Source organism: Solibacillus sp. FSL K6-1554 (genome assembly GCF_038005185.1).
GTDB classification, from domain to species: Bacteria; Bacillota; Bacilli; order Bacillales_A; family Planococcaceae; genus Solibacillus; species Solibacillus silvestris.
Map to the genome: position 1 here is coordinate 3,712,941 of NZ_JBBOSS010000001.1, position 20,108 is coordinate 3,733,048.

Consider the following 20,108-nt stretch of genomic DNA (forward strand, 5'->3'; position numbering starts at 1 on the left):
TAAAAAGGAGAATCATGATAAAATGCTCAAACATCATATATTTTTTATGACAGTTGTCATATGACCTGGTAACAACAAGTATTGCTTCTAATTTTCCTGTGGAATTTTTGGTCCATCCAAATCTAACTGGTAAAACACCAGATCCAGCCATTTCCCGAATTTATAACCCGCATTGCGGATTGTTCCGCTATATGAAAATCCGAATTTCTCATGTATTTTAATACTGGCGATATTTTCTTTATCAATACAGCCAACCATCGTCTTTACACCTTTTACTTTTGCTTCTTCAATAATTGCATTCATTAGTTTACTCGCAATCCCTTTTTTATAATGATTTTTATGAACGTATACTGAATGCTCTACTGTATATCGGTTGGCTGGATAGGCACGGAAACTGCCGTATGTCGCATAGCCCGCAACCTCTCCGTCTTCTTCAAATACGAATAGCGGATAATCTGAAGCCTGCTTTTCTTCAAACCATTGCAAACGGTCTTCCAATGTCTGTTCCTTGTACATGTAAATCGCTGTGGAATTAAGAATATTATCGTTAAATATTTCCAAAACAGTCGGTATATCTTCTTTTGTTGCACGTCGAATCATCATTTCTTCCTCCTAAAGGTCGCAAAACCGCCTTACCTCTAAATAAGGTAAAGCGGTATTTTTAAATCAATTATACATTAAAATAACGAGCATCCGGGTGGGCAAATACAATAGCTGATACACTTGCTTCCGGCTCCATCATAAAGCCTTCTGTTAAATGTACGCCAATCTTTTCCGGTTTTAATAAAGAGAACAGCTTCTCCTGATCTTCCAGGTTCGGACACGCCGGATAGCCAAAGCTGAATCGCTGCCCTTGGTATTTTGCCGCAAATCGATCACGCATCGTAAAGTCTGTTGCATCCGAGAAGCCCCACTGGTCACGGATTTCCTGGTGGATACGCTCCGCAAATCCTTCCGCAAGTTCAAGTGCAGTCGCTTGTAATGCATGGCTTTCCAAGAACTTCCCTGCTTGTTTCAGTTCATTTGCTTTTTCACTTACCCCTTTACCTGCTGTAACGACCATTAACGCAATATAGTCCATTTCACCGCTGTCTACCGGCTTTAAATAATCCGACAAACATAAAAATGGGGCTGCTTGCTGGCGAGGGAATGTAAAGCGTTTGATTTCAGTTTTTGCATTGTCCGGGCTGTATACGACAACATCATCGCCATCGGATTGCGCCGGGAAAAATTGATACATTCCAGAAGCACTTAATCCGCCGCTTGTTAAATAACCATTTACTAAATCCGTTAATAAAATCGCGCGTTCATCTTGGTCTGCAAGCAATTGTTCCAAGTTCCCTTTAAGCCCTAAATGGTGTCCGATCAATGTACGCATATTCACATACGGATGTAAATGGGCTACCGAATAATCCGGTTTAATATGCGGCACTAAATCTTTTGGCTTCCATACCGCCGCATCCCCAACTGTTCGTACCGGCTTTTCGAGAACCGCCACCGCTGGACGTGCCGCACGTTTCGCATCTGATTCCAGACGCTTTTCTCGTGCATCGCGCAGTTCTTCTATGAATACATGACGCTCGTTAGTATTCATTAAGCGATTCGCCTGTTCTAAACCTTGCATTGCATCTTTTGAATAGATTACCGGTCCATCATACTGATCGGCAATTTTCGTCTCAGTAAAGCGACGTGACAATGCCGCGCCTCCTACTAATATCGGAATATCAATACCGGCTTCTTTAAAGTCTTGTGCCGTAATGACCATTTGCTGAGCCGATTTTACAAGTAAACCTGACAATCCAATAAAGTCGGGTTTTTCTCTTCGAATTGTTTCAATCAGCTGTGCAGGTGTTACTTTAATCCCTAAATCTACAACACGATAGCCGTTATTGCTTAAAATAATGTCGACCAGGTTTTTCCCGATATCATGAACATCGCCTTTTACTGTCGCCAAAACCATTGTCCCTTTATTGGCACTCGTATCGCCCTTCTCCATAAACTGCTCTAGGTGAGCGACCGCTGCTTTCATGACACCGGCACTTTGAAGTACTTCTGCCACAATCAGCTGGTTTTCGTTAAACAGCTTGCCGACTTCCGCCATCCCTGCCATTAATGGTCCATTAATAATATCAAGCGGTGTATCGAACTTTTCGAGTGCTGCATTTAAATCTTCAATTAACCCTTCCTTCGTACCTTCCAATATGTAATACGCAAGACGTTCTTCCACTGTCGCCGGTAATTCTTTTACGACTGCATCTTTCTTTTTATCACGGTAAAAGTCAGTAAATACAGCGAGTGTTTCATCATTTGTATTGAAGATTAAATCGTTCGCCAGCTTGATTTCTTCTTCAGGAATCGATGCATAGCGCTCCAGTTTTTCAGTATTTACAATCGCATAGTCCAGGCCTGCTTGTGTACAGTGATATAAATACACCGCATTTAATACTTCACGCCCAACTGGCGGTAAGCCGAACGAAACATTACTTACACCGAGCACTGTTAAGCAGCCAGGTAAATGTTCTTTAATGAGGCGAATTCCTTCGATTGTTTCCTCAGCGGCACCAATATATTGCTCGTCACCTGTACCTACCGGGAACATTAACGGGTCAAAGATAATGTCTTCTGCTGACAAGCCCCATTTTTCTGTTAACAGCTTATAAGAACGCTTCGCTACTTCAAGCTTTTGCTCACGTGTAATAGCCATTCCAGTTTCATCAATCGTACCGACAACAAGTGAAGCCCCATATTTTTTCACTAGTGGCATAACAGCATCGAAACGCTCTTCTCCATCTTCCAAGTTAATCGAGTTAATAATGGCCTTCCCTTGCGAAAACTTCAGTGCGACTTCCATTACTTTTTCATCTGTAGAGTCAATCACGAGCGGCACTTTAACTTTTTTCACAACTTCCTGCATGAAGTTTTTCATATCTTCTACTTCATCACGGTCAGGGTTTGCTAAACAAATATCGATGACATGCGCCCCGTTTTTTACTTGTGCACGTGCAATTTCTGCAGCTTCTTCAAATTTCCCGTCAACAATCAGGTTTTTGAATTTACGTGAGCCAATTACATTCGTACGCTCCCCGATAAATAACGGACGCATCGATTCATCATATTGCAATGGCTCGATACCTGATACGACATGTCCGTGCGTTACATCTTTCGGCTCGCGTGGTTTATAGCCATCTACAGCTTCGCGGATTGCCGCGATATGTGCTGGCGTTGTACCACAGCAGCCGCCGACGATGTTCAACCAGCCTTTTTCTGCAAAGCCTTGCAGTTTTTTCGATAATGACTCCGGTGTTTCATGATAGCAGCCTTCCTCGTCCGGTAAACCGGCATTCGGATAACAGCTAATATATCCATTTGAAAGCTCTGCCAATGAACGGATATGATCGGTCATAAATTCCGGACCTGTTGCACAGTTCAGTCCGACAGACAACGGCTTAATATGCTCAATAGAAATATAAAATGCTTCGATTGATTGCCCGGCAAGCGTTGTTCCCATTGGCTCAATTGTTCCTGAAATCATGACAGGCAGCTCTTTGCCAAGTTCCTCAAATGCACGGTGAATGGCAATCGTTCCCGCTTTAACATTGAGCATATCCTGGGAAGTCTCCATTAAGAGCAGATCCGCCCCAGCTTCGATTAGCGCTTTTGCCTGTATATAAAAGTTTTCTTCCAACTCTTCAAATGTAATACCGCCTGTTACCGACAATGTTTTTGTAGTAGGTCCGATTGCACCTGCGACAAAGCGCGGCCATTCTGGTGTCGAAAACTCTTTTGCCGCCTCTAGTGCAATTTTAACCGCCCGCTTATTAATTTCAACCGCCTTGTCACCTAAGTCATATTCATCCAATACGAGTGGTGTACCGCCAAACGTATTGGTACAAATAATATCAGCGCCAGCAGCTAAATATTCACGGTGGATTTTACCCAATACATCAGGTCTTGTCAGCACCAGGTTTTCATTACAACCGTCTAAGTCTTCTCCGCCAAAATCTTCATATGTTAGGTTTTCTGCCTGAAGCATCGTCCCCATGGCACCATCGATGATAAGTATTCTTTTTTGTAATTGCTCATGAATCGGGTGATTATACATTCGACTGAACTCCTTTACTTTCCACATCATATTGTTTTACATAGTCCATTAATTCCAGCGTCATATCATAGCGTAAAAACGGTGTAATTAAATAAATACCGTTAAAGTATTCACACGCTGTATCGAGCAGCTCTTTAGCAATCGCAATTCCTTCTGCTGTCGATGCTTCCTTGTCATCCCCACAGGCAGCCATGCGCGCAAGTACTTCATCGGACAGTTTAATGCCCGGTACTTCATGATGTAAAAATTCCGCGCTGCGTGAAGATGTTAGTGGCATAATCCCGATATAAATCGGTGTTTCCAAATGCTTCGTCGCCTCATAGATTTCGATAATCTTTTCTTTCGTATAAACCGGCTGTGAAATAAAGTAATCTGCTCCATGCTCGATTTTCTTTTCTAAACGGGCTACAGCACGGTCCAGTACACGAACATTCGGATTAAAGGCAGCGGCTACCGAGAAATTTGCCTGTTTACGCAGCGATTTCCCAGTAAAAGAACCACCTTTATTTAACTGCTTAATTAGAGAAATCAGTTCCATTGATGAAACATCATATACGCTCGTCGCCCCCGGGAAATCCCCTACTTTTGTCGGGTCTCCTGTCACGACAAGAATATCATGAAGTTCCAGTGCATCAAGTCCCATTAAATGTGACTGAAGCCCAATTAAATTTCGGTCACGGCATGTCAAATGCGGCAATGAACGAATTCCTTGCTCTTTTAAAATCGCAGCCATCGCGATATTACTGATGCGCGGTGAAGCAAGTGAGTTATCAGCCATCATAATGACATCGGCTCCTGCTTTAGATAACTGTTTTGCCCCTTCTACAAATCCGTCAATTTCCAGATGACGTGGCGTATCCAGTTCCACTATAACTGAACGTTCACGTTTTGCTTTTTCGTGGAGCGGCTCCTGTTTGCGTGGCTCCGGAATTCGGACAAATTGTGTAGACCTGTGTTTTTCTTCCTTCGTTTCAATTGGCTGCATATTCGCCAAACGTTTTTTTACGGCTGCAATATGCTTCGGTGTCGTCCCGCAGCATCCGCCAATTAAACGGACACCTTGGTTTACGAGTTCAACTGCTGCACGTGCGAAATAATCGGTTTCCGACTCATAAACTACTCGACCATCTTCAATGTCCAATAATGATGCATTCGGATAAGCTGATAAAAAAGCTTTATTCGGTAAATTAACCCCTTCAAATGCCTGAATTGTATGGAAAGGACCTAATCGGCAGTTACTCCCAACAATATCTGCACCTAACCTTTCCAAGTCTTGAAACGCTTCATTTAACGTCATTAAATTTTGAAGGACACCCGGTTCCTGCATCGTCACTTGAGCAATGATCGGCAAATCGGTCATCGAACGTAATAGATGGACACAATGCGATAATTCTTCAAAATCGTAATACGTTTCCAATAAAAATCCATCCGGTTCACCTGCTAGTAATACTTCCGCCTGTTCTTGGAACGCTGCTAAAATTTCATCTAATGTTGCATCACTTTTACGAATTCCCCGAATACCACCGATTGTTGCCAGAACATATTGCCCATCCAGGGAAGCTGCCCGCTTTGCGATCTTTAACGCTGCTTCATTAAACTCCTTCACACGATTTTCATAACCATAACGTGCAAGCTTAATGCGGTTAGCTCCATATGTATTGGTCTGAATAATATCTGCACCTGCCGCAATATATTCACTATGAATTTTCTCTATAATATCAGGACGGGCAATATTCATTTCTTCATGGCAATAATCCAACCCATATGAATAAAGAAGTGTCCCGATTGCTCCGTCGGCTGTTAAAACCCGTGTTTGTAATTCTTCAAGTAAACCCATTGCCTTCACTCCATCATTTACAGTATTTTCAGTATTTTAACGATACAAAAAAGCCTTCTTTCATTAAAGAAAAGAAGGCATAGTAGTTATCGACTTAATCCCTTCTCATCTTCTGGCATTCGCCACTGGATTTAGCACCTGACTTAATGTTGGTTGCTGAAGTTTCATCGGGCCAGTCCCTCGACTTCTCTTGATAAGAAATAATATGAATTTTTGAAATATTTAAATGAATCATAACGTTATCTAATACGTCCGTCAATACCCTTTAGCTGAATGAAGTATTTTTTTACATAATTCGACTAATAATGTGTTCAGCTGTTTTTTTGCCGTTTTGAATACAAGCACCGATTCCTACTCCGAAATAGGCACATCCTGCTAATAGAACATTCGGGTAATCCGTTGCCAGTTGCTGTATAACTTTTGATAAGGCTTCATTATGCGCCAAATCATAGCGCGGCATTTGGTCAATCCACTTTGTTACATTAATGACAGTTGGATCCGCTTCAACACCTAAGCTGAGACGAATGTCTTCCAATGCAACTTTTGTCAGTTCTTCATCTGACATGGCTGCCAACTCTTCATAGCGCGGATTAATATCTTTATAAAACAAGCGAACGAGTAAATTGCCTTCTGCTGACGTATGCTTCCATTTACGGCTCGTCCATGTCGATGCATTACAAATTAAATCACTATTATGCGAAACGATAAAGCCGGTACCATCAGCCGGTAATATATCGTCCGGTACATCAAAGCCAACATACATCGTTAAAGTAGATGCCGTCGTGAACTTTTTCAGCTGTTCCTCTAATGAATTATCCTGTATTACATAATGTACCGTCTCATTTGGAACGGCCAGTACAACAATATCTGCCAATATTGTTTCATCTTCCAGCACGACTTCATATTGCTCACCTTTTTTTAGAATTTGCTTTGTTACTGTCTTTCTCATGAATTCAACTTCCGGCAGCTGTTCTTCTAAACGATTGATTAATGCTGATAAACCCGGACGGAAAGAAATAAACTTCTTATTCGCAGCTTTTTCGAATTGCTCGCGATGTGCCTCGAAGCCTTTAATAATCGATCCGTAGTTGTTTTTATAATCCACTAAATACGGCAATGTAGATGCCAGGCTTAATTGATATAAATCGCCTGAATAAACTCCTGCCAATACTGGGGCAATTTGCTTTCGAACAATTTCTTCACCTAAAAAATATTCTAAAAACGTACCGATAGAGCTTTCTTTAGTAAATTTAGTATTCGGGATTTCTAAATCTTGAAGGGCCCTCTTCTTTCCTTCTTCTGAAATTAACGTACTTGACATGAGCGATTCTACACTCATCGGAATACCGAATGTCGAACCTGCCGGAATAGCATGCAGCTCGTTATTCGTATGAATGTAGGAAATACCTGTTTCGTTATAGACAAGCTCTGATTCAAAATTAAGCTCCTTAACAAGCTCCAATACCCCTGGATGGCGTGCTACAATTGAATCAGCCCCTGTTTCCATAATAAACCCTTTATCGTATTCGGAATGAATTTTTCCGCCTAAATATGCGTTCTTTTCAATCAGTATTAACCGCGCTTCCACGTTTTGCTCATGCATTTTATTTTTCAGATAATGCATCGTACATAGCCCGGTAATTCCTCCACCTACAACTACTACTGTTTTCATATCCATTCTCTCCTATTTCGTTCGCTTCTCTTCTTATAGTATAAACTTTTTCATACGAAATATGGTCAGATGGGTATTACAATTTTCAGAACTCCATAAGAAAAGCCACCCTACCTCGACAGATTCCCAGGTAGGATGGCCTCTATTTTACTTATAAGAAAGTTGCTTTGTCAGGGAAATTATTTCTGCTTCCAAAGATGTAGAACGTTTATCAAAATAGCGTATACGTTCATTGCTGCGGTTTTCTAAATGTTTGTTAAGATCTAGCATATTTACAGCGTCGCCGGCAAATAGCTTTAAAGTACGAACACCAGATTCAATTTTCCGAACTTCTTTTCCATATACAAGTGCGGAATTGTCTGTTGTTTTACCTTTTTTCAATTCCAAAATATTCGTATTAATAAGCTCATCAATTTGATCGTAACGTTTGTTTTGTTTATCAGTCATCATTTGAATTTTTTGTTTGTATTTAATAACATCTTTATGGTCTAATCCAGTTTGGACATAGCTTTTTAAATATTCGACAATTGTACATAGCGTCGTCAGATTCTCTCGCTGTTCTAATAGCATTTGTTGTAGTTTTTGAATACTATCCTCATTATGATCAGAAGAGAATTGTTGGACTGCAAACATATACATAAAAATTCCCCCTTCTTAATACTTTCCCCTTATAATATATTTCCTATTTTCCATTAAAATTAAACCTATATTTATCAATGAAATAGGTCTAATTTATGACAAGGAAATAGAAAATCAAAACTTTTTAGTATCTATTACATTATTATTCATATATATCGTTATTTAGAACTTTTAGCTTTTCTTGCCACTTGGCAGCTTCTGCTATATCCCTCTGTTCGTAGTAGCTTACTACTTTTTTTGTTGCTTCCATGTCTCCCAGCAAGCTTGCTTTTTTATAGTAATGGATTGCTTTTTCATTATTTCGTGCTACCCCATGACCATTTTCATAGCAGTAGCCGATATTAAATGTTGCATCAACATGAAACTGTCCGCTCGCTTTTAAAAACCATTCCAACGCTTTTTCATTATCTTGCTGTTGACCGAGCTCTCCTGAAAAATAAATCATACCCATTCGGTACATTGCTTCTTCATCTTGCTTTTCTGCACTGCGGGAATAGTAAGCAAAGGCTTGTGATTCATCACATTCGGTACCCAATCCTTGTTCATACATGATCCCGAGTGTAAACATTGCTTCAGCAATACCGAATTGCGCAGCCATCTTAAACCAGCTGAGCGCTTGTTGCTCGTCGACTGCTGTTCCCTCACCGTTCAAATACATATCTGCTAAATTATTCATTGCATCAGGGTGGCCTAAATGTGCAGCACTTTTATAAAGTAAAAATGCCTGCTGCTCACTCCCTTTTTCACCAAGCTCCTCAAAATAGCAGTTTCCCAGTTCATACATAGCTTCTCTGTTCTGCTGCTCACTCGCCTTACACAGCAATCCGTACATTTCGTCATATTGTCCATACTCTTTATATAATAAGGCAGTATTAACCATCGCCTGTTCGTCTCCATTACATGCTGAGATAAACTGCTCAAGCCACTTTTCCTCATGCTCTATTTCATGTTGTTTAAGCCATTTTCTAAATTGACTTTGCTCCATATTGTTCACTCTTCTCTTTGCTGAAAATACTGCAGTAAATATTGTTTAAACTCAGATGCTGCTGGAGGCAAATAACGATTTTTTGCCCATGAAACACAAACGGAGCGGTAGCAAGGCGGATTCAACTTCAAACGTTTTACTTTATAGTGATCTAGCCCTTTAATATTCGGAATTACGGATATGCCCATTCCGGCACCAACAAATCCTGCAACTGTATGCATTTCTTCAGCAGCAAATGTTGTATTCAACACGATGCCCTGCTCTAAAAACAGCTCATCCACTAATTGACGGAGCGAATTTCCCTTTTTAATCGCAATAAACGGTTCATTCTTCACTTCATCATATTTAACAGCATCTTGCTGTGCTAACGGATGTGTTGTGGGGACAATGACAAAAAGCTCTTCCACAAATAATTCTTCCGTCTCTATTTCAATTACCCTTGATTCTATTTTTTGCGAAAGACATAAATCGATGGCTCCCTCTTCAAGCCGCTTTAATAAGCTTAACGAAGTCGCCTGCGTTAAAGAAAACTGCATGTTCGGAAACGCCTCGCTCGTTGAAGCAATCAGTTCTGGCACTATTTCCATACCTAGTGTATGAATAAAGCCAAATGACACTTCTCCAGAACCCGGTTTGATAATATCTTCAAATTCTTCTTTAATCCGATCGTATTCATCCAAAATGACATTGACACTTTGCAGAAAAAGCTCGCCAAAACGGTTCAGATAAATCGATCTTCCTTCACGGTTAAAAAGCGGTACACCTAAATGTTGTTCGATGTTCGCAATCGATTTACTTAACGCCGGTTGGGAAATGGCTAAAACCTCTGCCGCACGTGTCATATGTTGCATTGTAGCAACGGTTTTGAAATATTGAAGCTGTTCAATCTCCATTTTACATACCTCACATCATTCATAACTTTTTTGCATCAATATAATAAAAATAATAAATTGTACTTATATGTTTATACTCTTTATAATAGTCGATAACAACAGGTTTTCATATCAAAATTATTTTTAAATTTCAAGTGTTTTTTTGAAGTTTTGTAAAATTGACATAAAAAAAGGAGTCTAATTGACAATGAAACTCATCGCGCCGAAACCTTTTACAATTGAATCCGGAAAACGTGCCGTATTATTGCTGCATGGCTTTACCGGCAATACAAATGATGTAAAACGTTTAGGAAAATATTTAGCGGATCGTAACTATACAGTACATGCACCATTATATAAAGGCCATGGTGGTGGCCCTGACTTATTAATTCAATCTCAACCCGCTGAATGGTGGGACAGTGTTATAGAAGGCTATGATGAATTGCGTAATCGTGGCTATGAAGAAATTGCAGTAGCAGGTGTTTCTCTAGGCGGCATCTTCTCTTTAAAGCTTGGCGAAGAACGTCCGACTAAAGCGATTGTTACAATGTCTGCTCCAGCAACAGCCAAATCAACAGATAGTTTACAAAATCGGATTATTGACTATGCTATTAACTATAAAAAGTTATCGGGCACTTATGATGAATCAGTTGATAGCCGTAATAAAATTGCGGAACTTGTGAAAATGCCTTCATTAAACTATTTACAAAATATGATTAATGAAACAAGTGAAAAACTAAATGTTATCAACACTCCGGTCCACATTTTACGTGGCTTGGAAGATGATGAATATTATTGTGAAAGTGCAGATCTAATTTATAGTTCAGTAAATTCACGAATTAAATCAGTTAAAACTTTCATTAATTCCGGACATATATTAACATTAGGTAAAGAACGTGAATTAGTGTTTGAAGAAATTTACCGTTTCTTTGAAGGGTTAAAGTGGAAAGAATAATTATCACCACTTTAGCTGATAATTGACATTGTGTCCCCTTGCAAAAATCCCCGTTTTTGCAATGATATAGACGAGTTTGCTTTTGTTTACTCGTCAGCAAAAAACGAGCGTTAAATGGATCCCCGTCCATTTAACGCTTGTTTTTTATTGTTTATTTATTGCCAGCACTAAAATTTTCGCTATTTGAGCACGTGTGACATTGCCTTTAGGTGAAAATGTTGTTGCACTTGTTCCCTGCACTACGCCCGTATCATATAAAAAAGTAATCGCTAACTGTGCTTCACGATCATAGTTCGCTATATCTTGGAAAGGCGCCAGTTTTGCCGGTTCGTATTGCTGCCCAGCTTGAACAGTTGAAAGACGCATTAAAATTAATGCTAACTGTGAACGTGTAATTTTGCCCTGCGGATTAAAATTTCCGTTGTTTTCTTTAATTAGCCCCGCTTCATATGCAGCGGCAATCCCATTTTGAGTTTGCTGTGCATAATGACTAATATCATTAAAAGGTGCTTTATTTTTTGCAGTTAATCCAAAGGCCTGCGAAATGACAGATATTACTTGAGCACGCGTCATATTGGCATTCGGCTTAAATGTACCATCCTCATACCCATTCATAATACCCTTTGCATAGACAACATCAATATAATCTTTGCCCCAATGGTTTTGAATATCAGTAAATGGCACTTTTACAATCTCGCTATCTGTTGTATCTTCTTCTGTTTCTTTAAACAAGGCATTCAAATAATCCTTCATCATCGCATCCGCAACGACTTGATAACCTGCTTCACTTAAATGAATATTTTTAGGGTTCGGTAAATACGTTTTTACGTCCGTTGCAATCTGTGCTGCCACTTCAGTAAATATACCACCATTATCTTCTACAATACGCTTCATTGAATTATTCAAATTCGTTACTAGCATGTTTAGCTGTTTCTGAATTGCCGGATCTTCAATATAAGGAAACGGATTGTAAAGTCCCATGACGATCATATCAACTTCAGGATTAATTTTATAAATGTTATCGAAAATCTTTTTATAGTTTACCGCAACATCCTGTATGCTCTTAATAACACCTGCTGTATCAAAACTAAACTTACCCGTTTCAGAGCGATTTACGTTCTTTAAAATATCATTTGCTCCAACACTTAATGTAATCAGGTCTGCCTGATGAATCGCTTCCTGGATTGCTGCTGATTTTTCCGAAACACCATTTAAATCGTAAATAGGTTTAGTGACATTTTCTTCAATACCCTTTAAAACGTCGACTGTTGTATAGCCTGGATAAGAAAAACCTTTATTGAATACAATTTGGCTTTTCTGATCTTGGTACTGTTTAGCAAGTAAGTCAGCATAACCAAAACCAATTTCACCGTTTTCATTCATTCCCGCTGCCAGTGAGTCACCAAGCGCTACATAATGAAATGACTTACTTTCATCTTCTGCCTGCACTATATTTGTGAATGGTAAAACGAGTTGTAAAACGAGCACAAGTGCCAGTAAAACCGAAAACTTTTTCATCCAATTCCCCCTTATTTTGGAACATTTCTATATTATAATTTATCGATTATTAAAATACAAAACAATAAAAAATCGATTGCTTTGCAAAGAACAAAACAATCGATTTTTATAAATAATTCGGATACTTATCGGATTACATCATTCCTGGCATACCCATGCCACCCATGTCCGGCATACCGCTGCCTGCTGGTTCTGGAATATCTGCAACTACTGCTTCTGTTGTTAAGAACAGTGAAGCTACAGAAGCTGCGTTTTGTAATGCTGAACGTGTAACTTTCGCTGGGTCAACTACGCCTGCATCAACCATGTTTACCCACTCGCCTGTTGCCGCATTGAAGCCAATACCTACTTCTTCACGTTTTAAACGGTCAACGATAATTGAACCTTCTAAACCAGCGTTTTCAGCAATTTGACGAACTGGTTCTTCTAAAGCACGTAAAATAATACGTACACCTGTTGCTACATCGCCTTCTACTTGATCCAATACTCTTTCAACTGCCGCATAAACATTTAGAAGTGCTGTACCACCACCTGATACGATACCTTCTTCTACTGCTGCACGAGTTGAGTTCAATGCGTCTTCAATACGTAATTTGCGCTCTTTTAATTCTGTTTCTGTTGCAGCACCAACTTTAATAACTGCAACACCGCCAGCTAACTTCGCTAAGCGCTCTTGTAGTTTTTCTTTATCAAATTCAGAAGTTGTTTCAGCAAGTTGCGCACGGATTTGGTTTACACGACCAGCTACTGCATCAGTGTTACCAGCACCTTCAACGATTGTTGTGTTATCTTTTGATACGATAACTTTAGCAGCACGACCTAAAGTTGATAAATCAGCTGATTTTAAATCTAAGCCAAGATCTTGTGTAATTACTTGACCCCCAGTTAATACAGCAATATCCTCTAACATTGCTTTACGACGGTCACCGAAACCTGGAGCTTTTACTGCTACAGCGTTGAATGTACCACGTAATTTATTTACTACCAATGTTGCAAGTGCTTCACCTTCAACATCTTCAGCAATAATTAAGATTGGGCGACCTTGTTGAACCACTTGTTCTAATACTGGTAAAATCTCCTGAATGTTTGAGATTTTTTTGTCTGTAATTAAAACGAATGGATTATCAAGTACTGCTTCCATCTTATCCGTATCTGTTACCATATAGTGTGATGCATAACCACGGTCAAATTGCATACCTTCTACTACATCTAATTCTGTTGTAAAACCTTTTGATTCTTCAATTGTAATAACGCCGTCGTTTCCTACGCGCTCCATCGCATCCGCAATGTATTGACCGATTTCTTCATCAGCCGAAGAAATTGCCGCTACTTGTGCGATAGATTCTTTATTTTCAACTGGACGTGCAATTGCCTGAAGCTCTGTTAATGCAGCAGCAACCGCTTTATCCATACCTTTACGAATACCTACTGGGTTAGCACCAGCTGTTACGTTTTTAAGTCCTTCACGAATCATAGCTTGTGCCAGTACTGTTGCAGTTGTTGTACCATCACCTGCGATTTCATTCGTTTTAGAAGCTACTTCCGCTACTAATTTTGCACCCATATTTTCATATGCGTTTTCTAACTCAATTTCTTTTGCGATGGATACACCGTCATTTGTAATAAGTGGAGAACCGAATTTTTTCTCTAAAACAACGTTACGTCCTTTAGGTCCTAAAGTTACTTTTACAGCGTTAGCTAATTTATCTACACCAGATGCCATTAATGAACGTGCTTCTTCTGAAAACTTAATATCTTTTGCCATAATTCATTTTCCTCCTAAATTTTACGATCTATTTTTTTGATTTATTGTTTATGAAGATGTGCAGCTAGCAAAGCTTAGTATGTATAACTAGCTGCAATTTTCTTTTGATTTTGTAATTATCCGACAATTGCAAGTACATCGCTCTCACGCAGGATTAAATATTCTACGCCGTCGTACTTCACTTCCGTACCAGAGAATTTAGAGAAGATAATTTCGTCGCCTTCTTTTACGTCAAGCTCAAGACGAGTGCCGTTGTCAAGAACACGACCTGTACCTACTGCCACTACTTTACCAGTTTGTGGTTTTTCTTTTGCTGAGTCGGGTAAAACAATACCAAATGCAGTTTTTTCCTCTACCTCAACAAGTTCGATAATGATGCGATCTCCTAATGGTCTTAACAATTGAAACAACCTCCTAAGAAATTTTCTATTTTTAGCACTCTCGTTTGTCGAGTGCTAACACATTTATTAGTTTAATGAATTCCATATTTTTTTGCAAGTATGTGCACTAAAAAATTTTGATTTATTGGCAAATTCCTCTACAATAATGTTAAATGTATAACAGTGGGCTATCATAATAGCCCATATTAAACTCTATAATAGAAGGTACAGCATTCCACATACTTTTTTGGGATGTGTAATTCTACTAGTCAGTAAGAGAAAGAAGGTTTTTCATCCGTGACTTCCCGTTCATCAGATAAGTTCAAAACGCAGAAGACCGCATTCTATGTGTTAATAACTTATATCATCTGTCAGTTATCAGTCTTATTACTTATATTCATCCCAGGCTTAAAAGATTCCCTTTTACAACTATTTTCTGGTATGTCTGAGCAGGATCAACTTATAAAATTATCTGCTTGGTGGTCAACTATTTCATTTGCGGTTGCTTTTATTGTGAGTTTTATATTAATCTCCCGAAATAAGCAATTTTGGGATGTATTTAAAGGGGAAAAGGCATCAATTGGTGCTTCTATTGGTTGGGGTATCATCGGTTTCTTCCTTGTCTTTTTAGGGCAGACAATCGGCGCATACATTGAGCTTGCTTTAGGAATTGATATGGGCTCGGAAAATACCGAAGCCATTATGAGTGTCACAAAGGTAGCGCCGATTATGATTATTGCGACTGTCTTATTAGGACCAATCTTGGAAGAGCTTGTATTCCGTCGTGTAATTTTCGGTTCAATTATACAAAACTATAATTTCTGGATTGCGAGCATTATTAGTGCTATTGTATTTGCTGCGATTCATATGGATTTTACGCATATTTTACTGTATACAATTTGCGGTATGATCTTCGCATTTTTATATCATAAAACAAAGCGCCTTCTCACACCGATTATCGCGCATATTCTATTAAATGGTTTCGTCACATTTATCCAAATGAATGCCGATAAGTTTCAAATATAACTTTTACCCGCTATTTTACATAGCGGGTTTTTTAGATAACCTTCTTTAAAAGGAAACTAAAAAAACGCTACCAAATTCGATAGCGTTACCATTAACTGTTATTCATCTGCTCCATTTGCCGACGCTGCATTTCGAGTAGCTCTTCTACCTGCAGCTCACGCTCTCGTTCCTCTTCTGCTAAAATTCGCTCTTTTTCTGCCACTTCATATTTTCGATAACCAAGACGTGCAATGACAATACTTACTTCATATAAAATAAATAGTGGTATTGCAATAATGATATTCGATACTAAATCAGGCGGCGCGAGCAATACCGAAATCACGATTAATACAAAATACGCATATTTTCGGAATTTCACCATGAGTTTCGGATTAATAATTCCGAGACGTGAAAGAAACAGCGTTACAACAGGCAATTGAAACAGCACCGCAAAAGGCACTATTAACTTAATTAAAAATGAGAAGAATTCATTAATACCAATTGTTTGCGTAATATTCAAATCATTGGATAAATCCGTCATAAAGCGCATAATAAATGGAAATAACACAAAATAAGCAAAGGCTATTCCCCCTATACACAGTGCAAAAGCATACGGAATATATTTCAATGTTGCCTTACGTTCAGCCTCATGCAAACCAGGTGTTATAAAAGCCCATAGCTGGTATAGCAGTATTGGCGATACAATAACGGCAGCTACAATAAATGTAACTTGTAAATACACGGTTAAAGGATCTGCCGGACTAAATGCATTCATCGAAAAACTGGCAGCTAAATCGCTGCGTTGAATGTATCGAATAAGTGGTTTCGCCGTATAGAATCCGACGAAAAGAGCCATCACGAAGAAAATCGCCACGAAAAATAAGCGCTTTCTAAGCTCTTCCATATGTTCAACTACGGTTAATTCTCTTGAATTCATAGCAATACATCCTTATTTTACTTAACTTCGTTTTTTTCGTTCTCTTTATGTTCAATCACTTTTTTCTTTGTATCAAAATCGTCATCGTCGTCCGTCAAGCCTTTCGTAGCGCTACGGAATTCACGTAAAGTTGTCCCCATTGCACGACCTAATGATGGCAATTTTTTGGGACCGAATATTAGCAAAGCAATCAGTCCAATGATTATTAGGCTCACAGGTGTAATCGCATTTAAATGTACAATCACTATAGCCACCTCCTCTATTATTATGTATATTTTACATTAATTAACTAGAATTTGCTATTTATAGTAATGAACATTTTGTTACTTACCTGAGTTTCGTACTAAATACGTAAGTGCCTGTAATTCTACCGATAGATCTATGTTCATCACTTTAATCGTGTCAGGAACAGATAATCGTACTGGTGTGAAATTTAATATACCTTTTGCATTTATTTTAACGAGTCGGTCTGTCATCATTTGTGCTGAGCGGGAAGAAACCGTCAATATTGCTAACTCCGCGCCAAATTCCTTATACATTTCCTCCAAACGATCTGGATGGAATACTGGAATATCACTTATCGTCGTTCCTTCCATCGGTGCTTTCGAATCAAATGCAACAACGATACGCGTGTTGTGATTTTTTTGGAAGTTATACTTTAGTAAGCCATTCCCCAGATTCCCGACTCCTATTAATGCAACATTCATTACCTCGTCCTGGTCTAAAGTTTGTCGGAAAAACTCCAGTAAGTACTGGACATCATATCCATACCCCTTTTTACCGAGTGCCCCAAAGTAAGAAAAGTCACGTCGAATCGTAGCAGAATCTATTTTCATCGCATCACTTAATTCCTGTGAAGAAATACGCTTTTTACCTTCAGTTGCGAAGTTTTTCAAAAATCGATAATAAAGAGGAAGTCTTTTTGTTGTTGCTTGTGGAATTTTTACTTCTTGTTTCACACATTCTCCTCCTATGTACATTGGGAAATCTTTTTCAAATAATGCCTCTGTATAACGTGTCGAGATGACCTGCTCGATTTGATCAAGTAGTTGTCGCCAAACGATATGGCACGCTTAACATAAACTCCACTCTTTGTGCAGAAGCAAGTTAATCTTACTAAACAAGGAGCGACAAGTAAAGTATCCATCGTTGCGTACAATGTTCCCATCCATTAAACTAAATAGGAGAAACTGAGGTGTAAACAATGATTGTCTTACAAGTAAATCAATTATATAAATCCTTTATTACAGATGAAATATTAAGCGGTGTAAAATTAGAAGTTCAGCACCGTGATCGTGTGGCATTAGTAGGGCGAAACGGTGCCGGCAAGTCCACATTATTAAAAATAATTGCCGGACAAATGAGCTACGACTCTGGTGAAATTATTATTCCAAAAGATATTCAAGTCGGCTATTTGGAGCAGCATGCAGGTATCGACTCTGAACTTTCAATTTGGGACGAAATGATGACAATTTTCGCAAACTTGCAAAACCAGGAACAAACGCTGCGTCAACTTGAACAGCAAATGGCCGATCCTGCCATTTATGAAGATAGCGAACAATATGCACGTATCATGGCAGAGTATGACCAGTTGCAGCATGATTTCAAAGATGCAGGCGGTTATCAGTATGAAGCCGATACCCGTTCTGTTTTGCATGGTATGCAATTTTTCCCTGAAGATTATCAAAAGCCGATTCGTTCTCTATCCGGGGGACAACGGACACGACTGGCTCTCGCAAAGCTTCTTTTATCAAAGCCCGACCTCCTTATTTTAGATGAGCCGACCAACCATCTTGATATTGAAACACTGTCATGGCTGGAAGGCTATTTAAAAGGTTATGATGGAGCTATTTTAATCGTCTCACATGACCGTTATTTCCTAGATCAGGTCGTGTCGATCGTTTATGAAGTATCCAGAACAAAAGTGTCGAAATATGCAGGGAACTACAGTGCTTATCTAGATGAAAAGGCGAAGAACTATGAACGTGATTTAAAAATGTATGAACGTCAAATGGATGAAAAAGCCAAGCTCGAAACTTTTATTCAAAAAAACCTTGCCCGGGCTTCAACTACAAAGATGGCACAGTCACGTCGCAAAGTGTTGGAAAAGACTAGTTGGATGGAATCTCCTGATGGCGATGAAAAAAGTGCCAACTTCGGCTTTACAATTGAGCGCCAAAGCGGAAATGATGTACTGTCGGTGGATGATTTAACAATTGGGTTCACGAACAAGGCGATTTCCGAAAATATTGGAATGCGTGTCTTTAGAGAAGACCGTATTGCACTTGTCGGTCCAAACGGTGTTGGGAAATCTACTTTATTGAAAACAATCGTTCAAGATATCGAGGCACTTGCCGGAGATATCCGTTACGGTACGAATGTGCAAATTGGCTACTATGACCAGGAACAGGCGAAACTTCATTCAAATAAACCTGTTCTTAATGAACTTTGGGATGAATGGCCGTTATTAAATGAAAAGGATATCCGCAACATCTTAGGCCGCTTCCTTTTTAGCGGGGATGATGTATCAAAAACAGTGAGCTCCCTATCTGGTGGAGAAAAAGCACGTCTTGCACTTGCAAAATTAATGATGCAAAAATCAAATTTCCTAGTACTTGATGAGCCGACGAACCATTTAGACTTGGATAGTAAAGAAATATTGGAAAATGCTTTAATTGATTATCCTGGAACATTGCTATTCGTTTCACATGACCGTTATTTCATTAATCGTATTGCCACTAAAGTTGTTGAACTATCAAGCACGGGTTCGTTCGAATATTTAGGTGACTATGATTATTATGTTGAAAAGAAAGAGGAACTTGAAGAATTAGCTGCAATGAAAGCAGCAGCCATTGAAAAAAATACGACTGAATCGACCGTTCAAACAAAGTCTACATCGATGATTGATAAGGACGCGAAAAAAAGAGAACGTCAAATTCGTCGTGCTATTGAAGATATTGAAAAGCAGATGGGGGCTTTAGATGAAAAAATCGCCGTCTTTGAAGAACAACTTTGTGATCCTGCCATTTTTTCAGATCATGAAAAGACATTATCGATTCAATCTGAGCTGAATGATTTGAAAGAACAGCATGAAACATTTGAAATGGAATGGCTTGAACTAAACGAAGAGCTCGAACAGCTATAATTTTGGAGTGTCCATCAACATATGGGCACTCTTTTTTTAGAGGCAGACGAAAAGCTTGTTTCTCCAAAAACTTATGTTTTGTATTGCTATTGTATAATATTAACCCTTTCTATCATCCAATCTACATAATAATCATATATATAGGTCAATACGCCAAATTTCAACAAATTTCTCCACAATTTTATTCACAATATAAATCTAGTAATATCAACATATCAACATAGTTTTCCACATTATCCACATTTAAAATCAAAGTTATGCACATTGCTGTGTGAAAAAGACACTACTATATATAG

Annotated in this window: 16 protein-coding genes and 1 riboswitch; of the genes, 3 read left to right on the forward strand and 13 right to left on the reverse strand. The window is 39.0% G+C overall.

The annotated features are described in order from the left end of the window. Positions 1 to 87: 87 nt before the first annotated feature. From MHB58_RS18465 to MHB58_RS18495, 7 genes are all read right to left on the reverse strand, one after another. Positions 88 to 600 (reverse strand): GNAT family N-acetyltransferase, encoded by a 513-nt coding sequence (locus MHB58_RS18465; RefSeq protein ID WP_065216317.1) that lies wholly within the window; start codon positions 598 to 600, stop codon positions 88 to 90. Positions 601 to 670: 70 nt separating this feature from the next. After that, complete coding sequence (metH, locus tag MHB58_RS18470; RefSeq protein WP_340735805.1) at positions 671 to 4,102, reverse strand: methionine synthase; 3,432 nt, start codon at positions 4,100 to 4,102, stop codon at positions 671 to 673. Next, positions 4,095 to 5,939, reverse strand: a complete 1,845-nt coding sequence (locus MHB58_RS18475; protein WP_008408494.1) for a bifunctional homocysteine S-methyltransferase/methylenetetrahydrofolate reductase — start codon at positions 5,937 to 5,939, stop codon at positions 4,095 to 4,097. Before MHB58_RS18475 ends, metH begins: the two co-directional genes overlap by 8 nt. Before the next feature lie 102 nt (positions 5,940 to 6,041). Beyond that, a riboswitch (SAM riboswitch) is annotated at positions 6,042 to 6,139 on the reverse strand. An 86-nt stretch (positions 6,140 to 6,225) separates the two neighbouring features. After that, positions 6,226 to 7,611, reverse strand: a complete 1,386-nt coding sequence (gene hemG / locus MHB58_RS18480; RefSeq protein WP_340735806.1) for a protoporphyrinogen oxidase — start codon at positions 7,609 to 7,611, stop codon at positions 6,226 to 6,228. A gap of 147 nt (positions 7,612 to 7,758) precedes the next feature. Next, the gene (locus MHB58_RS18485; protein WP_340735807.1) at positions 7,759 to 8,250 is read right to left on the reverse strand and encodes a chemotaxis protein; all 492 of its coding nucleotides are present in this window, start codon (positions 8,248 to 8,250) and stop codon (positions 7,759 to 7,761) included. 142 nt (positions 8,251 to 8,392) lie between these two features. Next, positions 8,393 to 9,235 carry a tetratricopeptide repeat protein gene (locus MHB58_RS18490; RefSeq protein ID WP_340735808.1) on the reverse strand — a complete coding sequence of 281 codons (843 nt, stop codon included), beginning with the start codon at positions 9,233 to 9,235 and terminating at the stop codon, positions 8,393 to 8,395. A 5-nt stretch (positions 9,236 to 9,240) separates the two neighbouring features. Continuing rightward, positions 9,241 to 10,128 carry a LysR family transcriptional regulator gene (locus MHB58_RS18495; RefSeq protein WP_065216313.1) on the reverse strand — a complete coding sequence of 296 codons (888 nt, stop codon included), beginning with the start codon at positions 10,126 to 10,128 and terminating at the stop codon, positions 9,241 to 9,243. 187 nt (positions 10,129 to 10,315) lie between these two features. On the opposite strand from MHB58_RS18495, the gene MHB58_RS18500 reads away from it, so the two are divergent. Next, positions 10,316 to 11,062 carry an alpha/beta hydrolase gene (locus MHB58_RS18500; protein ID WP_008408489.1) on the forward strand — a complete coding sequence of 249 codons (747 nt, stop codon included), beginning with the start codon at positions 10,316 to 10,318 and terminating at the stop codon, positions 11,060 to 11,062. Positions 11,063 to 11,206: 144 nt separating this feature from the next. Here MHB58_RS18500 and MHB58_RS18505 read toward each other — a convergent pair whose 3' ends face one another. The 3 genes from MHB58_RS18505 to groES form a co-directional block, all read right to left on the reverse strand. Then, complete coding sequence (locus MHB58_RS18505) at positions 11,207 to 12,580, reverse strand: S-layer homology domain-containing protein (protein WP_340735809.1); 1,374 nt, start codon at positions 12,578 to 12,580, stop codon at positions 11,207 to 11,209. A 133-nt stretch (positions 12,581 to 12,713) separates the two neighbouring features. Beyond that, positions 12,714 to 14,345: a chaperonin GroEL gene (groL, locus tag MHB58_RS18510; RefSeq protein ID WP_008408487.1), complete on the reverse strand. Its 1,632-nt coding sequence runs from the start codon at positions 14,343 to 14,345 to the stop codon at positions 12,714 to 12,716. Between the two features lie 116 nt (positions 14,346 to 14,461). Continuing rightward, positions 14,462 to 14,746, reverse strand: coding sequence for a co-chaperone GroES (gene groES / locus MHB58_RS18515; protein ID WP_008408486.1), 285 nt, complete (start codon positions 14,744 to 14,746; stop codon positions 14,462 to 14,464). A 276-nt stretch (positions 14,747 to 15,022) separates the two neighbouring features. On the opposite strand from groES, the gene MHB58_RS18520 reads away from it, so the two are divergent. Then, positions 15,023 to 15,751, forward strand: coding sequence for a CPBP family intramembrane glutamic endopeptidase (locus MHB58_RS18520; protein ID WP_008408485.1), 729 nt, complete (start codon positions 15,023 to 15,025; stop codon positions 15,749 to 15,751). Between the two features lie 91 nt (positions 15,752 to 15,842). On the opposite strand, the gene tatC is transcribed toward MHB58_RS18520, so the two are convergent. The 3 genes from tatC to MHB58_RS18535 form a co-directional block, all read right to left on the reverse strand. Next, positions 15,843 to 16,667 (reverse strand): twin-arginine translocase subunit TatC, encoded by an 825-nt coding sequence (gene tatC / locus MHB58_RS18525; RefSeq protein ID WP_065216311.1) that lies wholly within the window; start codon positions 16,665 to 16,667, stop codon positions 15,843 to 15,845. Between the two features lie 17 nt (positions 16,668 to 16,684). Further along, the gene (gene tatA, locus MHB58_RS18530; RefSeq protein ID WP_008408483.1) at positions 16,685 to 16,912 is read right to left on the reverse strand and encodes a twin-arginine translocase TatA/TatE family subunit; all 228 of its coding nucleotides are present in this window, start codon (positions 16,910 to 16,912) and stop codon (positions 16,685 to 16,687) included. 78 nt (positions 16,913 to 16,990) lie between these two features. Next, the gene (locus MHB58_RS18535) at positions 16,991 to 17,626 is read right to left on the reverse strand and encodes a redox-sensing transcriptional repressor Rex (protein ID WP_014822548.1); all 636 of its coding nucleotides are present in this window, start codon (positions 17,624 to 17,626) and stop codon (positions 16,991 to 16,993) included. A 245-nt stretch (positions 17,627 to 17,871) separates the two neighbouring features. Here MHB58_RS18535 and MHB58_RS18540 point away from each other — a divergent pair, with 245 nt between their 5' ends. Beyond that, a complete protein-coding gene (locus tag MHB58_RS18540) occupies positions 17,872 to 19,812 on the forward strand; it encodes an ABC-F family ATP-binding cassette domain-containing protein (RefSeq protein ID WP_014822547.1) in 1,941 nt (646 codons plus the stop codon). The last annotated feature ends 296 nt before the right edge of the window (positions 19,813 to 20,108 follow it).

Coding starts and splice junctions, on each gene's coding strand:
- hemG (WP_340735806.1), bottom strand. CDS start 7,611: ATGAAAACAGTAGTAGTTGTAGGTGGAGGAATTACCGGGCTATGTACG.
- MHB58_RS18500 (WP_008408489.1), top strand. CDS start 10,316: ATGAAACTCATCGCGCCGAAACCTTTTACAATTGAATCCGGAAAACGT.
- MHB58_RS18495 (WP_065216313.1), bottom strand. CDS start 10,128: ATGGAGATTGAACAGCTTCAATATTTCAAAACCGTTGCTACAATGCAA.
- MHB58_RS18475 (WP_008408494.1), bottom strand. CDS start 5,939: ATGGGTTTACTTGAAGAATTACAAACACGGGTTTTAACAGCCGACGGA.
- MHB58_RS18490 (WP_340735808.1), bottom strand. CDS start 9,235: ATGGAGCAAAGTCAATTTAGAAAATGGCTTAAACAACATGAAATAGAG.
- metH (WP_340735805.1), bottom strand. CDS start 4,102: ATGTATAATCACCCGATTCATGAGCAATTACAAAAAAGAATACTTATC.
- MHB58_RS18505 (WP_340735809.1), bottom strand. CDS start 12,580: ATGAAAAAGTTTTCGGTTTTACTGGCACTTGTGCTCGTTTTACAACTC.
- MHB58_RS18485 (WP_340735807.1), bottom strand. CDS start 8,250: ATGTATATGTTTGCAGTCCAACAATTCTCTTCTGATCATAATGAGGAT.
- MHB58_RS18465 (WP_065216317.1), bottom strand. CDS start 600: ATGATTCGACGTGCAACAAAAGAAGATATACCGACTGTTTTGGAAATA.
- tatC (WP_065216311.1), bottom strand. CDS start 16,667: ATGAATTCAAGAGAATTAACCGTAGTTGAACATATGGAAGAGCTTAGA.
- groL (WP_008408487.1), bottom strand. CDS start 14,345: ATGGCAAAAGATATTAAGTTTTCAGAAGAAGCACGTTCATTAATGGCA.
- MHB58_RS18540 (WP_014822547.1), top strand. CDS start 17,872: ATGATTGTCTTACAAGTAAATCAATTATATAAATCCTTTATTACAGAT.